This window comes from Desulfobaculum sp. SPO524, from assembly GCF_044987625.1.
Classification (GTDB): Bacteria; Desulfobacterota; Desulfovibrionia; order Desulfovibrionales; family Desulfovibrionaceae; genus Desulfobaculum.
In genome coordinates this window covers 205,085-221,087 of record NZ_JBJDSB010000005.1, presented here as the reverse complement: position 1 = coordinate 221,087, position 16,003 = coordinate 205,085, and the positions used below count along the sequence as shown (strand labels likewise).

Sequence of the window (16,003 nt, the reverse complement as noted above, 5' to 3'; positions counted from 1 at the left end):
GAAAGTCGAAAATGGGCGGGAAGATGCGCTCTGCTTGCCTTTACAGAGGCGAGAAGGTAATGTCGGAGATCAGTTCGCGCGGACTGTGCGCGGACGCAAAACCCACACGCCACACGGCGTATCGAGTTAAGAGAAGAATGAACATACGTATCCTCTCGCACCGGGGCGCGGCCCTTGTGCGCCTTTTTGTTGTCAGTGTCGTTATGCTGGCGTGTCTGACGCTCAGCGGCCTGCACTCCCGTGCGCAGGCGGGCGACAATTCGTCCATGATTGCTCCTAAGATGAAGACCAAGGGCCAAGCGGTTCCTGCGTCCATCGTGTCCACGGTGGAGCGCCTTATCGCCATGACCAAGAATCCCAGCGCCACCTTCCGGCAGCAGGATGCCGCGGCGCTTCTGGATTTTGTCGGCACGGAAAAAAGCTTCGACGAAACCGAACTGCCCGAGCGCGACGGCGCGCAGGGCGTTTGTGTCCGCAGTTCCATAGACGCGCCCCTGTCCCGTATTTTGCAATACGGCTACAATCCGGACATTCCGCCCTATGTCGTCCTGCCCTCTGTGGTGCGCGTCAGTAGCTGGTATCCGGACAGCGACATGCTCCGCCACCGCCCCAAGCTGTGGGAGGCCGTGGACGAAACGGAATCCCCCGTGGTGCTGCGTGGGCGCGAGTTTGAGCAAATCACCCCGGATTCGTTCAGCGGCGCGTATTACAGCTATGACCTGTCGCGCCTGCTTATCGTGACCAGTATTGACGGCCGTGCGGCCCTTATTTCCGTATCCCTGCAGGACGGTCCGTCCTCCGTGGGCAAAAAGGGCGGCATCCTCGACGACGCCACGTGGGACTATGTCTACTCCGGTGAGGAAGGCCTGACCAAGGGCGGCATCGGCTGGATGGATACCTATATGTACGACTCCGCCGCCGTCTCCGTGTACGTGGAGAATCCCGAGCCGGGCACCGGCACCTCCAGCATGGTCTTCAAATGGCTGCGCGCGGGCTGGGCCGGGATGAACGTGGTGCGCGCCAAGCACATCATTGCGGGCTGTCACCGTTTCTCCGACGCCTTCCGCGAAATTATCGAGTCCGACGCACTGCCCGCGCCCACGACCATTGCCGCCAAGGTGCGGGAGTACATGGCCATGACCAATGAGGAGCTGCAAGCCCTCGTGTCCGGCTATGCCCAGCGCCTTGCCCGCCGCTGGCAGGACCACCCCCTTATGGAGCGCGACATTTTTGCCCGGCTGTTCAAGAACGACCGCTTCGCCGCCGAGCTTTCGCGCGAGGAGCGCATCAGCGTGCTCATGAAGCAATACATTCGCTCCATCATCGAGCCCGGTTCCGTGTCCTAACCACGGGCCTTATGCAGTTGCCAATGCGGCGTCTTCCTTCGGGGAGGCGCCGCTTTTTTGTGTAGTGCCAGGCTTTTGCAGGTGGTGTGTGTTTTGAGGGTCGGACTGTGCGCGATGGGTGAAGGAACTTCTCGCAGCAGAGCAGTGCCTTGCGTCTTTATGGTCCGCACGCGGCGCTTTTGGTAGATGGTGTGGCGCGCTATGTATGTGAGCGGCCCATGAATAAATGACCGTTTTGGTGTCCATATACTGACGTTTTGTTTGGGTTCTGCTTTTCACAAAGAATTTTATTCTTGACACATAGCTGTGAATCGAATTTCATTCTGCACATCATGGCAAAAAAGAAACTCGACGATGTAGACATTAAGATAATCAACGCGTTGCAACAGAACGCCCGCGTTCGCAACGCAGAAATAGCGCGGCAAATCGGTATGGCACCCTCCGCCGTGCTGGAGCGCATCCGCAAGCTGGAGACCAGCGGCGTGGTGCAGGGCTATGAGGCCCGCGTGGACCCCAAGGCCATCGGGCAGGGGCTTACCGCGTTCACCTTTGTCCGCTCCGAGGAGGGCGTCGGCTCCACCCGCGCGGGTGAGGAGCTGGCAAAGATTCCTGAAGTGCTGGAGGTGCACCATACCGCCGGGCACGATTGCTATCTCTTGAAGGTGCGCGTCGCGGATACCGCCGCCCTTGGGCAGTTGCTGCGCCGCATCGGCCAGGTGGACACCGTGCGCGATACGCGCTCCACCATCGTACTGACCACAGTCAAGGAGACTCTGGAACTGCCCCTTGGCGGTTCCCCCGAAGACATATAGGAGCTCGCACAACCTTTCTCTCAAGGAGCGCCACGGATGAGTACGCCTGAACTGGAACGGAAAATCATCGAACGAGGCAAGGAGTTCTTCGAGGCCATCAGCGGCGAGGCGCCGTCCATCTTCAATAAGGGATGGTGGACCGGCAAGGTCATGGACTGGAGCATGAAGGACGAGGACTTCAAGGTCAGTCTGTTCCGGTTCGTAGACGTATTGCCCTGCCTGCACACCAGCGAGTCGCTGAACCGGCACATCCATGAGTACTTCGCCACCGAGTCCGGCGACATGCCTCCGGTCATGAAGCTGGGGCTCAAGGGCGCCGGCGTCGTGGGCAAGCTGGGCGGCAACTTCATGGCCAAGGCCATCTCCAAGAACATTGAGAGAATGGGGCGGCAGTTCATCATCGGGCAGGACGCCAAAGAAGCCGTCAAAAACCTGCACAAACTGCGCAAGGACGGCTTCGCCTTCACCATCGACATCCTTGGTGAAGCCACCGTCAGCGAGGCCGAATCCGAAGCCCGCATGCAGGAGCATCTGGACCTGCTGGAGAGCCTTGCCGAGGTGCGCAAGAAGTTCACCCCCCTTGGTGACGCGTCCGGCGATCTGGACTGGGGCGGCGAGCCTATCATCAACCTCTCCGTGAAACTCACCGCATTTTATTCCCAGTCCAAGCCGCGCGATTTTGAGGGTACGGTCAACGGCATTCTGCGCCGTCTTATCCCCGTCTACCGCCGCGTGGTAGAGATGGGCGGGGCCATGTGCATCGACATGGAATCCCTCGACTACAAGGACATCACCATCGAGGTGTACAAACGCCTGCGCAGCAGCGAGGAATTCCGCGATTATCCGCACCTCGCCCTCGTACTGCAGACCTACCTCAAGTGCACCGACGACGATGTGACGGGTATGGTCGCCTGGGCGCGCACCGAAAAGCTGCCCATCACGCTGCGGCTGGTCAAGGGCGCGTACTGGGACTACGAGACCGTCCGCGCCAAGCAGCAGGGCTGGGAGGTGCCGGTCTACACCATCAAGGCCGACTCCGACGCCGCCTACGAGCGCAACGCCCGCACCGTGCTTGAAAACAGCGACATCTGCCGCCTTGCCTGTGCCTCGCACAACGTGCGCACCATCGCCGCCGTTATGGAAACCGCCAAGGAACTCGGCGTAGCCGACGACAGGTACGAATTTCAGGTGCTCTACGGCATGGCCGAACCCGTGCGAAAGGGCCTGCTTGCCGTGGCCGGGCGTGTGCGCCTCTATTGCCCCTACGGCGAACTTATCCCCGGCATGGCCTATCTTGTCCGCCGTCTGCTGGAAAATACCTCCAACGACTCCTTCCTGCGCCAGAGCTTTGCCAATGGCGCGCAGATGGAGCGGCTGCTGGAAGACCCCGAAGTCACGGCCAAGCGCGAGCGTGAAACCTGCGCCGCGCGACCCGCCTGTGACGACGGCGACCGCTTCGCCAACGAAGCCAACGTCGATTTCACCATCCCCGGCTCGCGCGAGGCGTTCCCCGCCGCTACGGCCCGCATCCGCGAGAACCTCGGGCAGACCTATCCGCTCTACATTGGCGGCGAGGACGTCGAGACAAGCGAAACCCTCGACTCCTACAACCCCGCCAAGACCTCGGAAATCATCGGTCACGTCTGTCAGGCTGGGACAGCCGAAGTGGACCGCGCCATCGCCGCCGCCAAGGACGCCCTGCCCGCATGGCGCGCCAAGGCCCCCGAGGAGCGCGCGGAGTATCTTTTCAAGGCCGCGCAAATCGCCCGCCAGCGCATTTTCGACCTCTCCGCACTCCAGGTCCTTGAGGTGGGCAAACAGTGGGATCAAGCCTACGGCGACGTCACCGAGGCCATCGATTTCCTCGAATACTACGCCCGCGAGATGCTGCGCCTTGGCCAGCCCCGCCGCGTAGGACGCGCCCCCGGCGAGGTGAACCATTATCAGTACCGGCCCAAGGGCATTGCCGCCGTCATCGCGCCGTGGAACTTCCCCCTCGCCATTTCCGTCGGCATGACCTCCGCCGCCATCGTCACCGGCAACTGCGTGCTCTACAAGCCCTCGGGCCTGTCGTCCGTCATCGGGCACGGCCTTGTGGACATTTACAAGGAAGCAGGCATCCCCGCCGGTGTTTTCAACTACGTGCCGGGCCGCAGTTCCGTCATGGGCGACCATCTCGTCGGGCATCCCGACATCGGCATGATTGCCTTTACCGGTTCCATGGAGGTTGGTCTGCATATCATGCAGCACGCCGCCAAGCCCGCCCCCGGCCAGATTCAGTGCAAGAAGGTCATCGCCGAGATGGGCGGCAAGAATGCCTGCATCATCGACGACGACGCCGAACTGGACGAGGCCGTCTCCCACGTCATCTACTCCGCCTTTGGCTTTCAGGGGCAGAAGTGCTCGGCTTGTTCCCGCGTCATCGTGTTGGAACCCATCTACGACCGTTTCGTGCAGCGTCTCGTCGAGGCCGCGCGCTCCCTCAAGCTCGGTTCCGCCGAAGACCCCGCGTGCAGTATGGGGCCCGTCGTGGACAAGGCCGCCCAGCAGTCCATTCTGGAGTACATCGAACTCGCGCGGCAGGAAGGCAACGTTTTGCTCTCCCGCATGCCCTCCGAAAAAGGCGAATCCGGCACCAGCGTGGACGAGGGCTGCTACGTGCCCCTCACTATCGTGGACGGCATCACACCAGAACATCGCATTGCGCAGGAAGAGGTCTTCGGCCCTGTGCTCGCCGTCATGAAGGCCAAGGACTTCGACCAAGCCATCGAGTGGGCCAACTCCACCAAGTTCGCCCTCACTGGCGCACTCTTTAGCCGCAGCCCCGAGCATCTCGAAAAAGCTCGGCGCGAATTCGCCGTCGGGAACCTCTATCTCAACCGCAACTGCACCGGCTCCCTCGTCGAGCGCCAGCCCTTCGGCGGTTTCAACATGTCCGGCATCGGCTCCAAAGCCGGTGGCCCCGACTACCTCGTGCAGTTCATGGACCCCTACACCGTCACAGAAAACACCATGCGCCGAGGCTTCGCGCCCATCGAAGACGACGACGATTGGATTTAGCGCATCGCGCAGCCAACCGCGTCCCCATGCGCCGCGTGGTTGTGGTGGTACAGGACAGCAAGCCCCCGTCGTTATGGCGGGGGCTTTTTGCGTTTTTTGTTTGTCGTTTTGGGGCCTCCGGCGGCTCAAGGAAATGATTTCCTTGAGAATCCTCAGGCTTTTCAGGGCGGAAGCCGCCCTGAAAAGAGGGGGGTAGTGTTTGGGCGCTGTGGGGGGATGGGGTGAGAGGTCGTTTGGCGTAAATTGGGGGCTACGCAGAGATTGGATGTTGGCATATGAGAGGGTTGGGGGGCCTTGACGGCTGACACGGTGAAACGAGGACGCTGAATTCGTGCATCGTCAAACCTGTACGTCAAAGAAGATCGGCACTGTCTTTGTTCCACCATCAACTCTTATTTTCTGGGCGGCTTCCGCCCAGAAAATTCTAAGGATTGTTAAGGAAATTATTTCCTTAACCAGCTCTGCTATCTTTATCCCTAAGCCCTTCGTCCTTTCAGGCCGAACGGGCAAAGCGCTAAAGTCGCCGGAGGCATGCTTTGTCTTCGGCCCACCCTTCACATTTCGTCCTTATATTTCCTGTAGAGGTTTCGGAACTGGTTATAGGTCAGGCCAAGGGCTGCGGCGGCGCGGCGTTGGTTGTGGGCGGATTGGGCGAGGGCTGTTTGCAGGCGTGTGCGTTCGAGGTGCCGGACGGCCTCTTTGAGGGGGAGGGTGTCTGGCGTTGTGGCGGGGCCGGGTGTTGGCACGTTGTCGGGAACTGGGGCTTGTGGCGGTGCGGCGTCGGCGCGGGGCTTTGGCCTGTAGGGCGAGGCGAAGGGGTCGAGGGTGATGCCGGGGATGACGCCGTTGTCGGCGCGGTAGACGGCGCGTTCCACGGCGTTTTTGAGTTCGCGGACGTTTCCGGGCCAGTGGTGGGCGAGCAGGGCGTCCATGGCTTCGGTGGTGAAGGCGGGCTGTGCGGTGTGCAGTTCAATAGCCATACGCCGGGCGAAGTGCTGGGCAAGGACGGGAATATCGTCCTTTCGCGCGCGCAGGGGCGGGATGGTGAGCACCTCGAAGCTGAGTCGGTCGAGGAGGTCGTGCTTGAACTTGCCGTCTGCGGCGTGCGTGGGCAGGTCCACGTTGGTTGCGCCGATGATGCGCACGTCCACGGACACGGGCGCGGTACCGCCGACGCGGTCGAATTGCCCGTACTCGACGACGCGGAGAATCTTTTCCTGCACGGTGAGGGGCATGTTGCCGATTTCGTCAAGGAAGAGGGTGCCGGAGTCTGCGGCCTCGAAGCGTCCCATGCGCCGTCCGGCGGCGCCGGTAAAGGCTCCGGCCTCGTGCCCGAACAGTTCGGACTCCAAAAGCGACGGCGCAAGGGCGGCGCAGTTGAGTGTGGCAAAAGGCCCCTCCCAGCGCTGGGAGAGGTAATGCAGCCGCCGCGCGGCGAGTTCTTTGCCTGTGCCGCGCTCACCCACGACGAGCACAGGACGGTCCACGGCCGCGGCGCGGGAAAGCTGCTCCATGAAGGCGAGAAAGCTGTCGGACTGCCCGATGATTTCAAGGGACGCTGTGGCCGCCATATGTGGTCCTTTTGTGCAGATTATGGTGCGATTAGATAAAATCTGCACAATTGTGCCGCACATTGCGCGGGGATGCAAGAGGGTGAAAAGTGAGTTTTTGCAGGTGTTTGCAGGATTGTGTGGTGATTGGCACGACCAATGCTTTATGGTGGGCAACAAGACTGTAAGCCACAACAGGAGGACACCATGGGTGTATTCAGCAGATTTAAAGATATCGTCAGTTCCAATCTCAATTCGCTTCTGGACCGCGCCGAGGACCCGGAAAAGCTCATCCGCCTGATGGTGCAGGAGATGGAGGAGACGCTGGTGGAGCTGAAGTCGTCGTGCGCCAAGACCATGGCGGACCGCACAACGCTGCAGCGCGAGCTTGATGAAGTGCGCGCCGTTGTGGAGAAGTGGACCCAGCGCGCCACCATGGCCGTGGAAAAGGGACGCGACGACCTCGCCCGCGAGGCCTTGAAGGAAAAGAACCTGTGGCAGGGCCGCCTTGATTCGCTGGAGGATGAGGCCGCGCACCTTGAGACCATGGTTGCCCAGTCGCGCGAGGATATTTCCCGCTTGGAGGACAAGCTGACCGCCGCGCGCGAAAAGCAGCGCCTGCTGGTGCAGCGCCACCAGCGCGCCACGGAGCGCAAGCGCACGGGGCATACGCTGGACCGCGCCAATAAGCAGGACACCATGGTCCGCTTTGACAAGTTCGAGAGCCGCATTGACAGGCTGGAAGCCGAAGCCGAGCTGTCCATTCCCAAGGCTCAGGTATCCCTTGAGGACGAGTTTGCAGTTTGGGAAAAAGACGATAGCATCGAGGCGGAATTGGCCCGGCTGAAACAGGCCGCACATCCGTCCGGCACGGACACTGACGAACAGCCCGGCCCGAGCGGTGCGGGAGAAAAGGAATAGACGCCAATGCATCATATCGGATTCTGGATCATCCTCTTGCCCCTTGTGGTGGTGCTGGTCATCATCTTCATCCTTGGCAAATTGTTCCACGGGGCGTTTTCGCGCAGTGAGCCGCAGGAGCAGGTGGACGAAACGCGGATGATTCAGGAAATGTTCGCCAGCCTCAACCGGCTGGAGGAACGCATGGACGTACTGGAAACCCTCCTCTACGAGCAGGAGGGGCAAAGTAAGGGGAACCGCGATGCGCGCAAGAATGCATAAGAACGGCCAAGGTCGCGGCCGCGGCGGCGGCCCTGGTGCCCGCTCCGCCGGGCGCGGATGGGATGGCTGGCGCGAGCGCCCACGGCGTGAGGTCCGGGGACTGTACCGCTCGCGGCGGGGCATCTTTCTTGGCGTGTGCCAGGGCGTGGCGAATTACTTTGATATTTCGGTCTTTTGGCTGCGGTTCTTCACGGTGCTGACGGTGCTGTTTACGGGCTTGTGGCCCGGAGTTTTTCTGTACTTCCTTGCGGCGCTGGTGATGCGTATGGAGCCTGTGGTCCCTGTGAATTCACCGACGGAGCGCGAGTTTTACGACTCCTACTCCCGTTCGCGCTCCCTTGCCCTGCATAGGCTGAAGGAGCAGTTCGACAGGTTGGAGCGCCGCCTTAGGCGTGCGGAGGACTATGTGACCTCGTCGGACTATCAGTGGGAACGGCGCATGCGCGAAAAATAGTGCGCCAAAGTGCAGCAGAGAACGAAGGACACCCTAGGGGTGTCCTTTTTTTTGTGCTAATATCGGGGCTGGGTGGATTTTCCGGTGTGCCGGAAACGTCGGCCCGTTGCCATTAAGGTGGCAAAATGTACGGAAAAGATGAGGGCCTTTGACACCCGCGTGCTCCGGCACGGGTGAAAGGCACCTGCTGGGATGGGGCCGGAACGAGTGGACAGCCTGCCCGCCATGCGCGGATCGGAACGAGGAGGCGAACGTGATCGGTTTTGGGTCAATCAAAGGCAAGATCGTAATGGCGGCAGGCACCTGCCTTGTTGCGTCGTTTCTGGTGGTCATCGGCTACATGACCTACACGGCGCGGGACAGGGCGCTGCAGACAGCGGTGACCGTGGCGCGCAATCAAGCGACAACTGAGTCCTTGCGCATCAAGGGGCGGTTCGACGCCGCCATTGGCGCGGCGCGGGACCTTGCGGTGTCGTTTCAAGGCGTGAAACAAACATGGCCTGTTCCCTCGCGCGATGTGCTTAATGGCATGATCCGCAACGTTGCCGGGGCGTATGACGACGTCCTCGGCGTATGGACCGTGTGGGAACCAAACGCCCTGGATGGCATGGACGACCAGTTCGTCAATGCTGATGAAGGGCACGACAGCACGGGCCGTTTTGTTCCGTACTGGAATAAGGTCGGTGGCCTGCATCTGGAACCCTGCAACACGTACGAAGATCCTTCGCAGAATTCATGGTACGCTGGTCCGCTGAATTCCGGAGAGGAGACCGTGCTCCCGCCATCCATGTATGAGATTGGCGGCAAGCAGGTGATGGTGGTTAGCCTTGCCGTTCCGGTGAAGCTGAATGGCCGGTCCGTGGCTGTTGTCGGCTCGGACCTGAGTGTGGACTTTTTGCAGGATATTGCGGACTCCCTGAATATTTTGGGCGAGCCTGCCGACGTGACGCTTATCGCGAACAACGGCATGATTACCGCTAAGAGCCGCAAGCCCGATTTGGCGGGCAAAAAGCTCAGCAGTATCACCGAGGACGCCGACGCGCTCATGCAGAAGGTTCGCGAAGGCAAGCCGTACCATATGTTTGACGATGGCGACCTAAACCTTGTGGTGCCCATGGCCTTTGGTCACAGCGACAGCTACTGGGCCGTCAACGTGGCGGTGCCCAAGTCGCTCATCTATGCCAAGGCCAATGCCATGGCGCGCAGCTCGTCGCTTATCGGCTTTGTGTGTTTGATCGCCGCCTTGGCGGTGTTGTGGGTCATCGCCGGGTACCTTGCCCGGCCCATCGTTGAAACGTCGAACGTGGTCAACGGCATTGCCGAAGGCAACCTTGATGTGGAGCTGCATCCGCGCGGTACGGATGAAGTCGCGGTGATGCAGGGGGCGGTGAACCTGATGGCCGCCAAGCTGCGCGAGAATATCGCAGAGATTGAAAGCCAGATGAAGCTGGCGCAGGAAAAGACCGTGCAGGCGGAAAAGGCGACGGAAGAGGCCAACGCGGCCAAGGCGCAGGCCGAACGCGCCAAGGCCGAGGGCATGTTGCAGGCGGCGGACAAGCTGGAGCACGTGGTGGAGCGCATCTCCACAGCCACGGAGCAGATATCCGCCCAGTCCGACGCCATCCGGCAGGGCACGGATACCCAGCGCGAGCGTATCGCCACCACGGCCACGGCCATGGAAGAGATGAACGCCACCGTGCTGGAAGTGGCCCAAAACGCCAGCAGTGCGGCCGAGCAGGGCATGGACGCCAAGAATCAGGCCCTTGAGGGCGCGCAGGTGGTGGACCGGTCCATCGAGGCCATGTCCGTAACGCAAAAGCAAACCGAGGAACTGCGCGAGAGCATGGGGCACCTTGACGAACGCGCGCAGGACATCGGCAAGATTATGGTGGTGATTGACGACATTGCGGACCAGACGAACCTGTTGGCCCTGAACGCCGCCATCGAGGCCGCCCGCGCCGGCGAGGCGGGGCGCGGCTTTGCCGTGGTGGCGGATGAAGTCCGCAAGCTGGCGGAAAAGACCATGACCGCCACCAAGGAAGTTGGCGACTCCATCCGCGCCATTCAGGAAGTGGCGGGAGCCAACGTGACCTCCATGGAAAAGGCCGCGGAGGACTTGGAGCAGGCCGTGGATTTGGCTAACCAGTCCGGTAAGGCGCTCAAGGCTATTGTGGAAGTGACGGAAGCCTCGGCCGGGCAGATTCAAAGCATTGCCACGGCGGCGGAGGAGCAGTCCGCTGCCAGTGATGAGATTAGTCAGTCCATGGAGGAGATTAACCGCATCACGACAGAGACATCCGAAAATATTCAGGAATCCAGCCAGGCCCTGCGCGAGCTTGCGCAGCAGACCTCGGACCTGCTGGGGTTGATTCAGGAACTCAAGGACGACGCGACAAAGTAGCGCCCCCAGCTTGGCGCAGAACAGAAAAGCCCCGCGCAAAAGGTGCGGGGCTTTTTATTTGCGGTTTGAAATAGGATTTTATATGTTGCGCGACGCGTTAGCCGTATGCAGTGCGGCTGGTGAAGGGCAGAGGGGCCTTGCCAGTTGCAAAAAGCGTATGGATTTTGCGCCATTCTTTTGACGGTGCGCCACGGCGCGCTTCGTCTTCCACAATAGTGCCAAGGCATATGCAGTATGCGGGAGAGCGTCGCCAGTGAGGGAAACGTGGTGGCGGTGCTTTTCTGTTCCACGTGGCAGTGGGGTGTGGCGGGCCGTACCCGTTACGCGGCCGGTGTCACGGCCAACAGCACTTGGGAAGGGGAAGCGGCGGCGGATGATGCTGGCGCAGTCAAGGGAATGCGGAGGAGGATGGCGGGCATGCTGGTGGAGCCGTACACCACCAGAGGGCATGCCTGCCGTTTGTCATGAGGTCTCTGTGATTGTGGGGCAGCCCACACCAGCCAAAGCGTCGCGTCTGCGCGGCGCTTGTACTTGCGCGCGTCCCCGCCACGGGCGGTGGACTCACTGCGCGGTGAAATCCGCAGTTCCCTAGGAGGACAGCGTGTTTTCGTTTCATTCTATCAAGGCTAAGATCCTCTTCTTCTCCGGCCTTTGCATGATTGCTTCCCTCATTGCGGTCATTGCCTACGCGACGTCTATGTCGCGGGGCATGGCGCTTGAAAACGCCATCCACACGGCGTCCAAAGAGGCGTATATTGAGGCGCTTGGCATCAAGGGACGCATTGATACGGGACTGGACCTTGCGCGCGGGCTCGCCCAGATGCTGCAAGGCTACACCAGCTCTCCGGAAGGCCACCCCCTGCGCGGGCAGGTGGTGAGCATGCAGCGTGAGCTGCTTGTTCGAAACGATGAACTCATGGGCGTACGCTCGGCGTGGGAGCCAGATGCCTTCGACGGCATGGACGCCACGGCGGATGCGCCCGGAACGCAGCCCGGCGGGCGATTTGCCCCGTATTGGACGCGCTCCGGCGGCGTGCACCTTGCGCCCATTAAGGGCGATTTGGAGCGCGCCAGATGGTACACCGTCACGCGCAGGCGCGCGGCGGAGACCATTGTCAATCCTGTGCGCGCCACGGTGAACGGGCAAACCACAACCATTGTGACCATCGCCGCGCCCATCAGCGTCAATGGCCGGACCATTGGCGTAGCGGGTGTGGATGTGACGGCCAACTTTCTGCAGGAGCTGGCCAACTCCATTGCCATCTTTGGGCAGAAGGCCGATGTGACCTTTGTGACGCATACGGGCCTTGTGTCCGGGCGGACGGGGCAGACCGGCGTCATCGGCAGAAATTTTGCCGATGTTGAGGAGCGTGGAAGCGCCATTCTCAAGCAGACCCACGCGGGCGAGACGGTGCATTTCTTCCGGGGCGGCAAGCTGCACATCTATGTCCCCGTGGAGATGGGCAAAACCGGCTCGTACTGGACCGTTGGCGTCGCCATTGATGAAGCCAGCGTCTACGCCGAGGCCAATGCCATGGCCCTCAAGACCACGCTCATTGGCGGCGGATGCCTTGCCCTTGCGCTGGTGGTGCTGTGGCTGCTGGCCGGACGCCTTGCGCGTCCGCTGCATGATACGGCAACCGCCGTCAACCGCATTGCCGAGGGCGACCTGTCCACCCGCCTTGACGCCGCAACGGATTGCGAGGTGGGCCAGATGCAGAGCGCCGTGAACGCCATGGCGACAAAGATGCAGCAGAACATTGCGGACATTGAGCGCCAGATGAATGTGGCGCGCGAGAAGTCGGCGCAGGCGGAAAAGGCCATGCTGGAGGCCGAAGAAGCCCGCAAAAAGGCTGAAAGCGCCAAGTCCGAAGGCATGATGCAGGCCGCAAGCCAGTTGGAGCAGGTTGTGGAGCGCATCTCCACCGCCATGGAGGAAATCTCCGCGCAGTCCGAGGAAGTCCGCAAGGGCACCGACGTGCAGAAAAGCCGCATTCAGGCCACGGCCACGGCTATGGAGGAGATGAACGCCACGGTGCTGGAAGTCGCCCAGAATGCGGGCTTCGCGGCGGATCAAGGCAAGCAGGCCCGTGAGCAGGCCAGAAAGGGACAGGCCGTGGTGACCAGTGCCATTGACGCCATGGCGACCAGCAAACGGCAGACCGAGGCCCTGCGCGTGGCCATGAACGACCTTGACCAGCAGGCGCGTTCCATTGGCAGCATCATGAACGTTATTGAGGACATTGCGGACCAGACCAACCTGCTGGCGCTTAACGCGGCCATTGAGGCGGCGCGCGCGGGCGATGCGGGGCGCGGCTTTGCCGTAGTTGCCGACGAGGTCCGCAAGCTGGCCGAAAAGACCATGAACGCCACCAAGGAAGTGGGCGCGACCATTTCGTCCATCCAGAAGGTGGCGGACAGCAATGTCACGTCCATGGACAATGCGGAAAAGGACATCAACACAGCCGTCACCTTCGCCAATGAATCCGGCGAGGTGCTGGGCACCATTGTGGACGGTGCGGAGCGCTCCGCGGAGCAGATTCAGAGCATCGCCACAGCGGCGGAGCAGCAGTCCTCGGCCAGCGAGGAAATCAACCGCTCCATCGAAGAGGTGCACCAGATTGCGCAGGACACCGCTCAAAGCATTGAGGAAACGGTGATCGCCCTGCGCGAGATGGCGCAGCAGTCCTCACAGCTCGCGTCCCTTATTCAGGACTTGAAAAACGACAGCACGCAGGGCTGATAGCCCCGCGTAAGCAGTACGCAGCAGCCCCCATGGCCAAGGTCATGGGGGCTGTTTTGCGTTGTGCGGCTGTTAGGTGCCGGGCAGTGGCGCGTTCTCCGCGATGGGTTCGCGGCTGTGGCGCAGCGCGGCCATAATGCGCGAGCAGATGCTGTCCAGCAGGCGTTGCTCGGGCAGGCAAAGGACGGACATGGTGTCGAACTGGCGGCTCGTGAGGGAATCCAGAACCGGAAATGTGCCGACGCACGGGGGGAGTTCCGGCAAATCCGGCTGCGCGGGCAGCACGGTGCCGGGCGCGGCGCGGTTCACGGCGAGGACAGCGTCGCTAAGGCCGTATTGCGCCGCAAAGCGGGCGATGTGTTCGGCAATGCAGAGGCTGACGCGTGATGGTTCGGTGAGGATGAGCAGGGCGTCCAGCAGGGCGCAGCGCTCGGCGCTCAGGCCGCTGACGCCGCCGGGAAGGTCCAGCAGCACAACGCGTTCTTGGGAAGGGGCGCGGAGGGCATCCCATTCGGGAGTGACTGGCTCAACGACAAGGCGAGGCCGCTGCGGCTCTGCGCCATGCACACGGGGAAGGGGGCGGCTGAGGCGCCGCAACAGGAGCGGACGGTTGGCGTCCACCAGCAGGACCTCTTTGCCCTGTCTGGCAAGCCAGTCTCCAAGCCACACCGTCGCAGTGGATTTGCCTACGCCGCCTTTGCCAGCAATCGCTATTTTCATGCGGGCCTCCCGTCATGGTGGGTGGTAGAGGTGTTCTTGAAACCCTAGGCACGGGTGGAAGGCTTTGTCAAAGCATGACGGGATGTTGGGCGGCTCCTGCGTCGCGGTTGGGGCCGTTTCTGTCATCCGCTGAATGGCGGCGGGGGGGGGCGCCGGACGCCGGAAAAGGGATTTTTTGCTGAAACGTGATATTGCCTATGCTATGGTGACTTTTGCTATGCACTCAAGTTTTTTGGAACAACGTTTGGAGGAAATAATGCGGTATCTGACGTGTGTTGGGGTTCTTTTCCTTGTGTTGGTGATGGGCGCTTTTGCCACGGCGCAGGCTGATGGCCGCAGCGTGTATGCCAAGTGCATCGGGTGCCACGGCGTGGACGGCTCCAAGGCCGCCCTTGGCGCCAGCCCGCCCGTGAAGGGCCAGTCCGCCGATGAGCTGGAAAAGAAGATGCACGGGTATGTGGATGGCTCCTATGGTGGCTCCAAGAAGGTCATCATGGTCAATATGCTCAAGAAGCTCTCTCCGGAAGAAATCCGCGAGGTTGCGGAATACATGGCGGAGTTCTGATGCACGTCTTCATGCGGATTTGCGCTGCGGCGGCGGTGTGCGTGTGCCTCGCCGCCGCGCCTGCCGTTGCCACGGACCATGGCGGCATGGACCACGGCGCGGATGGGCACGCGGCTGAGGATATGTCCGGGAGCCATGACGGCATGACCGGCGCGCCCGCCCATGACGGCGGGGAACACATGATGGATGGGGCGTCCGGCCAGCCCATGGGCGGCCACGCTCCAGACCACCAGAGCATGCCTGCCGGTGAGCACGACGGGCATACGATGCCCGCAGGGAATGCGTCGGACATGCACGCCAATATGACCGGAGATATGGCCGACATGCCGGGGCATGACCATGAGGCCATGATGCAGGAGGTTATGGCCGAGGGCGAAGCCGTTCCGGACATGGACGTCGGCGTGGACGAAAAGCTGGGCGAGTACATCCCGCGCGGCATTACGCTCAAGGATTCCAACGGCCACGAGGTGGACCTGCGCGACGTGCTGACCGCGCCGTCCATCATTATGCCCGTGTACTACACCTGCCCCAGCGTGTGTAACCTGATGCTGTCGTCCTTTGCGCGCATTCTGCCGGATGTGGCCTTGACGCCGGGACAGGAACTGCGCGTGGTGGCCATCAGCTTTGACGAGTACGACACGCCCAAGGTGGCCGCCAGCAAAAAGCGCAACTATATGGCGTCCATGCAGGGCGAGTTTCCGCCGGAGCACTGGCTGTACCTGACCGGCGATAAGGAAAACATCGACCGCGCCATGCAGGCCATTGGCTTCCGCTTTCACCGGGTGGAGAATGCCTTTGTGCATGCGGCGGTGGTGGTGGCCGTGGCCCCGGACGGCAAGATCGTCCGGTATCTCTACGGCACGGATTTTCTCCCCTTTGATGTCACCATGGCCGCCACGGAGGCGGCGCAGGGCAAGGTTGGCGTATCCGTCAAGCGCCTGTTGTCCTTCTGCTTCGACTACGACCCCGAGGGGCGGCGCTATGTGTTCGACACCATGCGCGTTGCTGGGTTCTCCATCCTTGGGTTTGCCGTGATTCTTTTTGTCATACTGCTGGTATCCGGGCGCAAAAAGCGCGACTAGCGCCGCCTGTGGGCCACGGCCTGCCAGCTGTTTCCGTTCGTGTTGAATGCATGGATGCGCCCCTTCGCGGGCATCCGCCAACCGTGCG

General features: G+C 61.5%; 12 protein-coding genes. 10 read left to right on the top strand and 2 right to left on the bottom strand.

Annotated elements, in window-relative coordinates; all coding sequences use genetic code 11:
• Positions 1-137: 137 nt before the first annotated feature.
• The 3 genes from ACI3L3_RS15290 (at position 138) to pruA (ending at position 5,218) form a co-directional block, all read left to right on the top strand.
• Positions 138-1,346 carry a hypothetical protein gene (locus ACI3L3_RS15290; protein ID WP_404846017.1) on the top strand — a complete coding sequence of 403 codons (1,209 nt, stop codon included), beginning with the start codon at positions 138-140 and terminating at the stop codon, positions 1,344-1,346.
• Positions 1,347-1,678: 332 nt separating this feature from the next.
• Positions 1,679-2,158 carry an Lrp/AsnC family transcriptional regulator gene (locus tag ACI3L3_RS15285; protein WP_404846016.1) on the top strand — a complete coding sequence of 160 codons (480 nt, stop codon included), beginning with the start codon at positions 1,679-1,681 and terminating at the stop codon, positions 2,156-2,158.
• A 36-nt stretch (positions 2,159-2,194) separates the two neighbouring features.
• Entirely contained in the window at positions 2,195-5,218 is a 3,024-nt protein-coding gene (gene pruA, locus ACI3L3_RS15280; protein WP_404846015.1) for an L-glutamate gamma-semialdehyde dehydrogenase, read from the top strand.
• 554 nt (positions 5,219-5,772) lie between these two features.
• On the opposite strand, the gene pspF is transcribed toward pruA, so the two are convergent.
• The gene (gene pspF, locus ACI3L3_RS15275) at positions 5,773-6,789 is read right to left on the bottom strand and encodes a phage shock protein operon transcriptional activator (RefSeq protein ID WP_404846014.1); all 1,017 of its coding nucleotides are present in this window, start codon (positions 6,787-6,789) and stop codon (positions 5,773-5,775) included.
• Between the two features lie 186 nt (positions 6,790-6,975).
• Between pspF and pspA the strand changes: the two genes are divergently transcribed.
• From pspA to ACI3L3_RS15250, 5 genes are all read left to right on the top strand, one after another.
• Positions 6,976-7,689 carry a phage shock protein PspA gene (pspA, locus tag ACI3L3_RS15270; RefSeq protein WP_404846013.1) on the top strand — a complete coding sequence of 238 codons (714 nt, stop codon included), beginning with the start codon at positions 6,976-6,978 and terminating at the stop codon, positions 7,687-7,689.
• A gap of 6 nt (positions 7,690-7,695) precedes the next feature.
• Positions 7,696-7,950: a hypothetical protein gene (locus tag ACI3L3_RS15265; protein WP_404846012.1), complete on the top strand. Its 255-nt coding sequence runs from the start codon at positions 7,696-7,698 to the stop codon at positions 7,948-7,950.
• Complete coding sequence (pspC, locus tag ACI3L3_RS15260; protein ID WP_404846011.1) at positions 7,931-8,404, top strand: envelope stress response membrane protein PspC; 474 nt, start codon at positions 7,931-7,933, stop codon at positions 8,402-8,404. The genes ACI3L3_RS15265 and pspC overlap by 20 nt, the downstream gene beginning before the upstream one ends.
• Before the next feature lie 253 nt (positions 8,405-8,657).
• Positions 8,658-10,805: a methyl-accepting chemotaxis protein gene (locus ACI3L3_RS15255; protein WP_404846010.1), complete on the top strand. Its 2,148-nt coding sequence runs from the start codon at positions 8,658-8,660 to the stop codon at positions 10,803-10,805.
• A gap of 601 nt (positions 10,806-11,406) precedes the next feature.
• Positions 11,407-13,548 carry a methyl-accepting chemotaxis protein gene (locus ACI3L3_RS15250; RefSeq protein WP_404846009.1) on the top strand — a complete coding sequence of 714 codons (2,142 nt, stop codon included), beginning with the start codon at positions 11,407-11,409 and terminating at the stop codon, positions 13,546-13,548.
• Between the two features lie 72 nt (positions 13,549-13,620).
• Here the strand turns inward: ACI3L3_RS15250 and ACI3L3_RS15245 are convergent, their stop codons facing one another.
• The gene (locus ACI3L3_RS15245; RefSeq protein WP_404846008.1) at positions 13,621-14,268 is read right to left on the bottom strand and encodes an AAA family ATPase; all 648 of its coding nucleotides are present in this window, start codon (positions 14,266-14,268) and stop codon (positions 13,621-13,623) included.
• Between the two features lie 256 nt (positions 14,269-14,524).
• Here ACI3L3_RS15245 and ACI3L3_RS15240 point away from each other — a divergent pair, with 256 nt between their 5' ends.
• On the top strand, positions 14,525-14,833 hold the full coding sequence (locus tag ACI3L3_RS15240) for a c-type cytochrome (protein ID WP_404846007.1): 309 nt from the start codon (positions 14,525-14,527) through the stop codon (positions 14,831-14,833).
• Positions 14,833-15,915: an SCO family protein gene (locus ACI3L3_RS15235; protein ID WP_404846006.1), complete on the top strand. Its 1,083-nt coding sequence runs from the start codon at positions 14,833-14,835 to the stop codon at positions 15,913-15,915. Before ACI3L3_RS15240 ends, ACI3L3_RS15235 begins: the two co-directional genes overlap by 1 nt.
• The last annotated feature ends 88 nt before the right edge of the window (positions 15,916-16,003 follow it).

What these genes read in the sequence shown, in the direction of transcription:
- ACI3L3_RS15290 (WP_404846017.1), top strand. Translation starts at nt 138, where the DNA reads ATGAACATACGTATCCTCTCGCACCGGGGCGCGGCCCTTGTGCGCCTT.
- ACI3L3_RS15285 (WP_404846016.1), top strand. Translation starts at nt 1,679, where the DNA reads ATGGCAAAAAAGAAACTCGACGATGTAGACATTAAGATAATCAACGCG.
- pruA (WP_404846015.1), top strand. Translation starts at nt 2,195, where the DNA reads ATGAGTACGCCTGAACTGGAACGGAAAATCATCGAACGAGGCAAGGAG.
- pspF (WP_404846014.1), bottom strand. Translation starts at nt 6,789, where the DNA reads ATGGCGGCCACAGCGTCCCTTGAAATCATCGGGCAGTCCGACAGCTTT.
- pspA (WP_404846013.1), top strand. Translation starts at nt 6,976, where the DNA reads ATGGGTGTATTCAGCAGATTTAAAGATATCGTCAGTTCCAATCTCAAT.
- ACI3L3_RS15265 (WP_404846012.1), top strand. Translation starts at nt 7,696, where the DNA reads ATGCATCATATCGGATTCTGGATCATCCTCTTGCCCCTTGTGGTGGTG.
- pspC (WP_404846011.1), top strand. Translation starts at nt 7,931, where the DNA reads ATGCGCGCAAGAATGCATAAGAACGGCCAAGGTCGCGGCCGCGGCGGC.
- ACI3L3_RS15245 (WP_404846008.1), bottom strand. Translation starts at nt 14,268, where the DNA reads ATGAAAATAGCGATTGCTGGCAAAGGCGGCGTAGGCAAATCCACTGCG.
- ACI3L3_RS15240 (WP_404846007.1), top strand. Translation starts at nt 14,525, where the DNA reads ATGCGGTATCTGACGTGTGTTGGGGTTCTTTTCCTTGTGTTGGTGATG.
- ACI3L3_RS15235 (WP_404846006.1), top strand. Translation starts at nt 14,833, where the DNA reads ATGCACGTCTTCATGCGGATTTGCGCTGCGGCGGCGGTGTGCGTGTGC.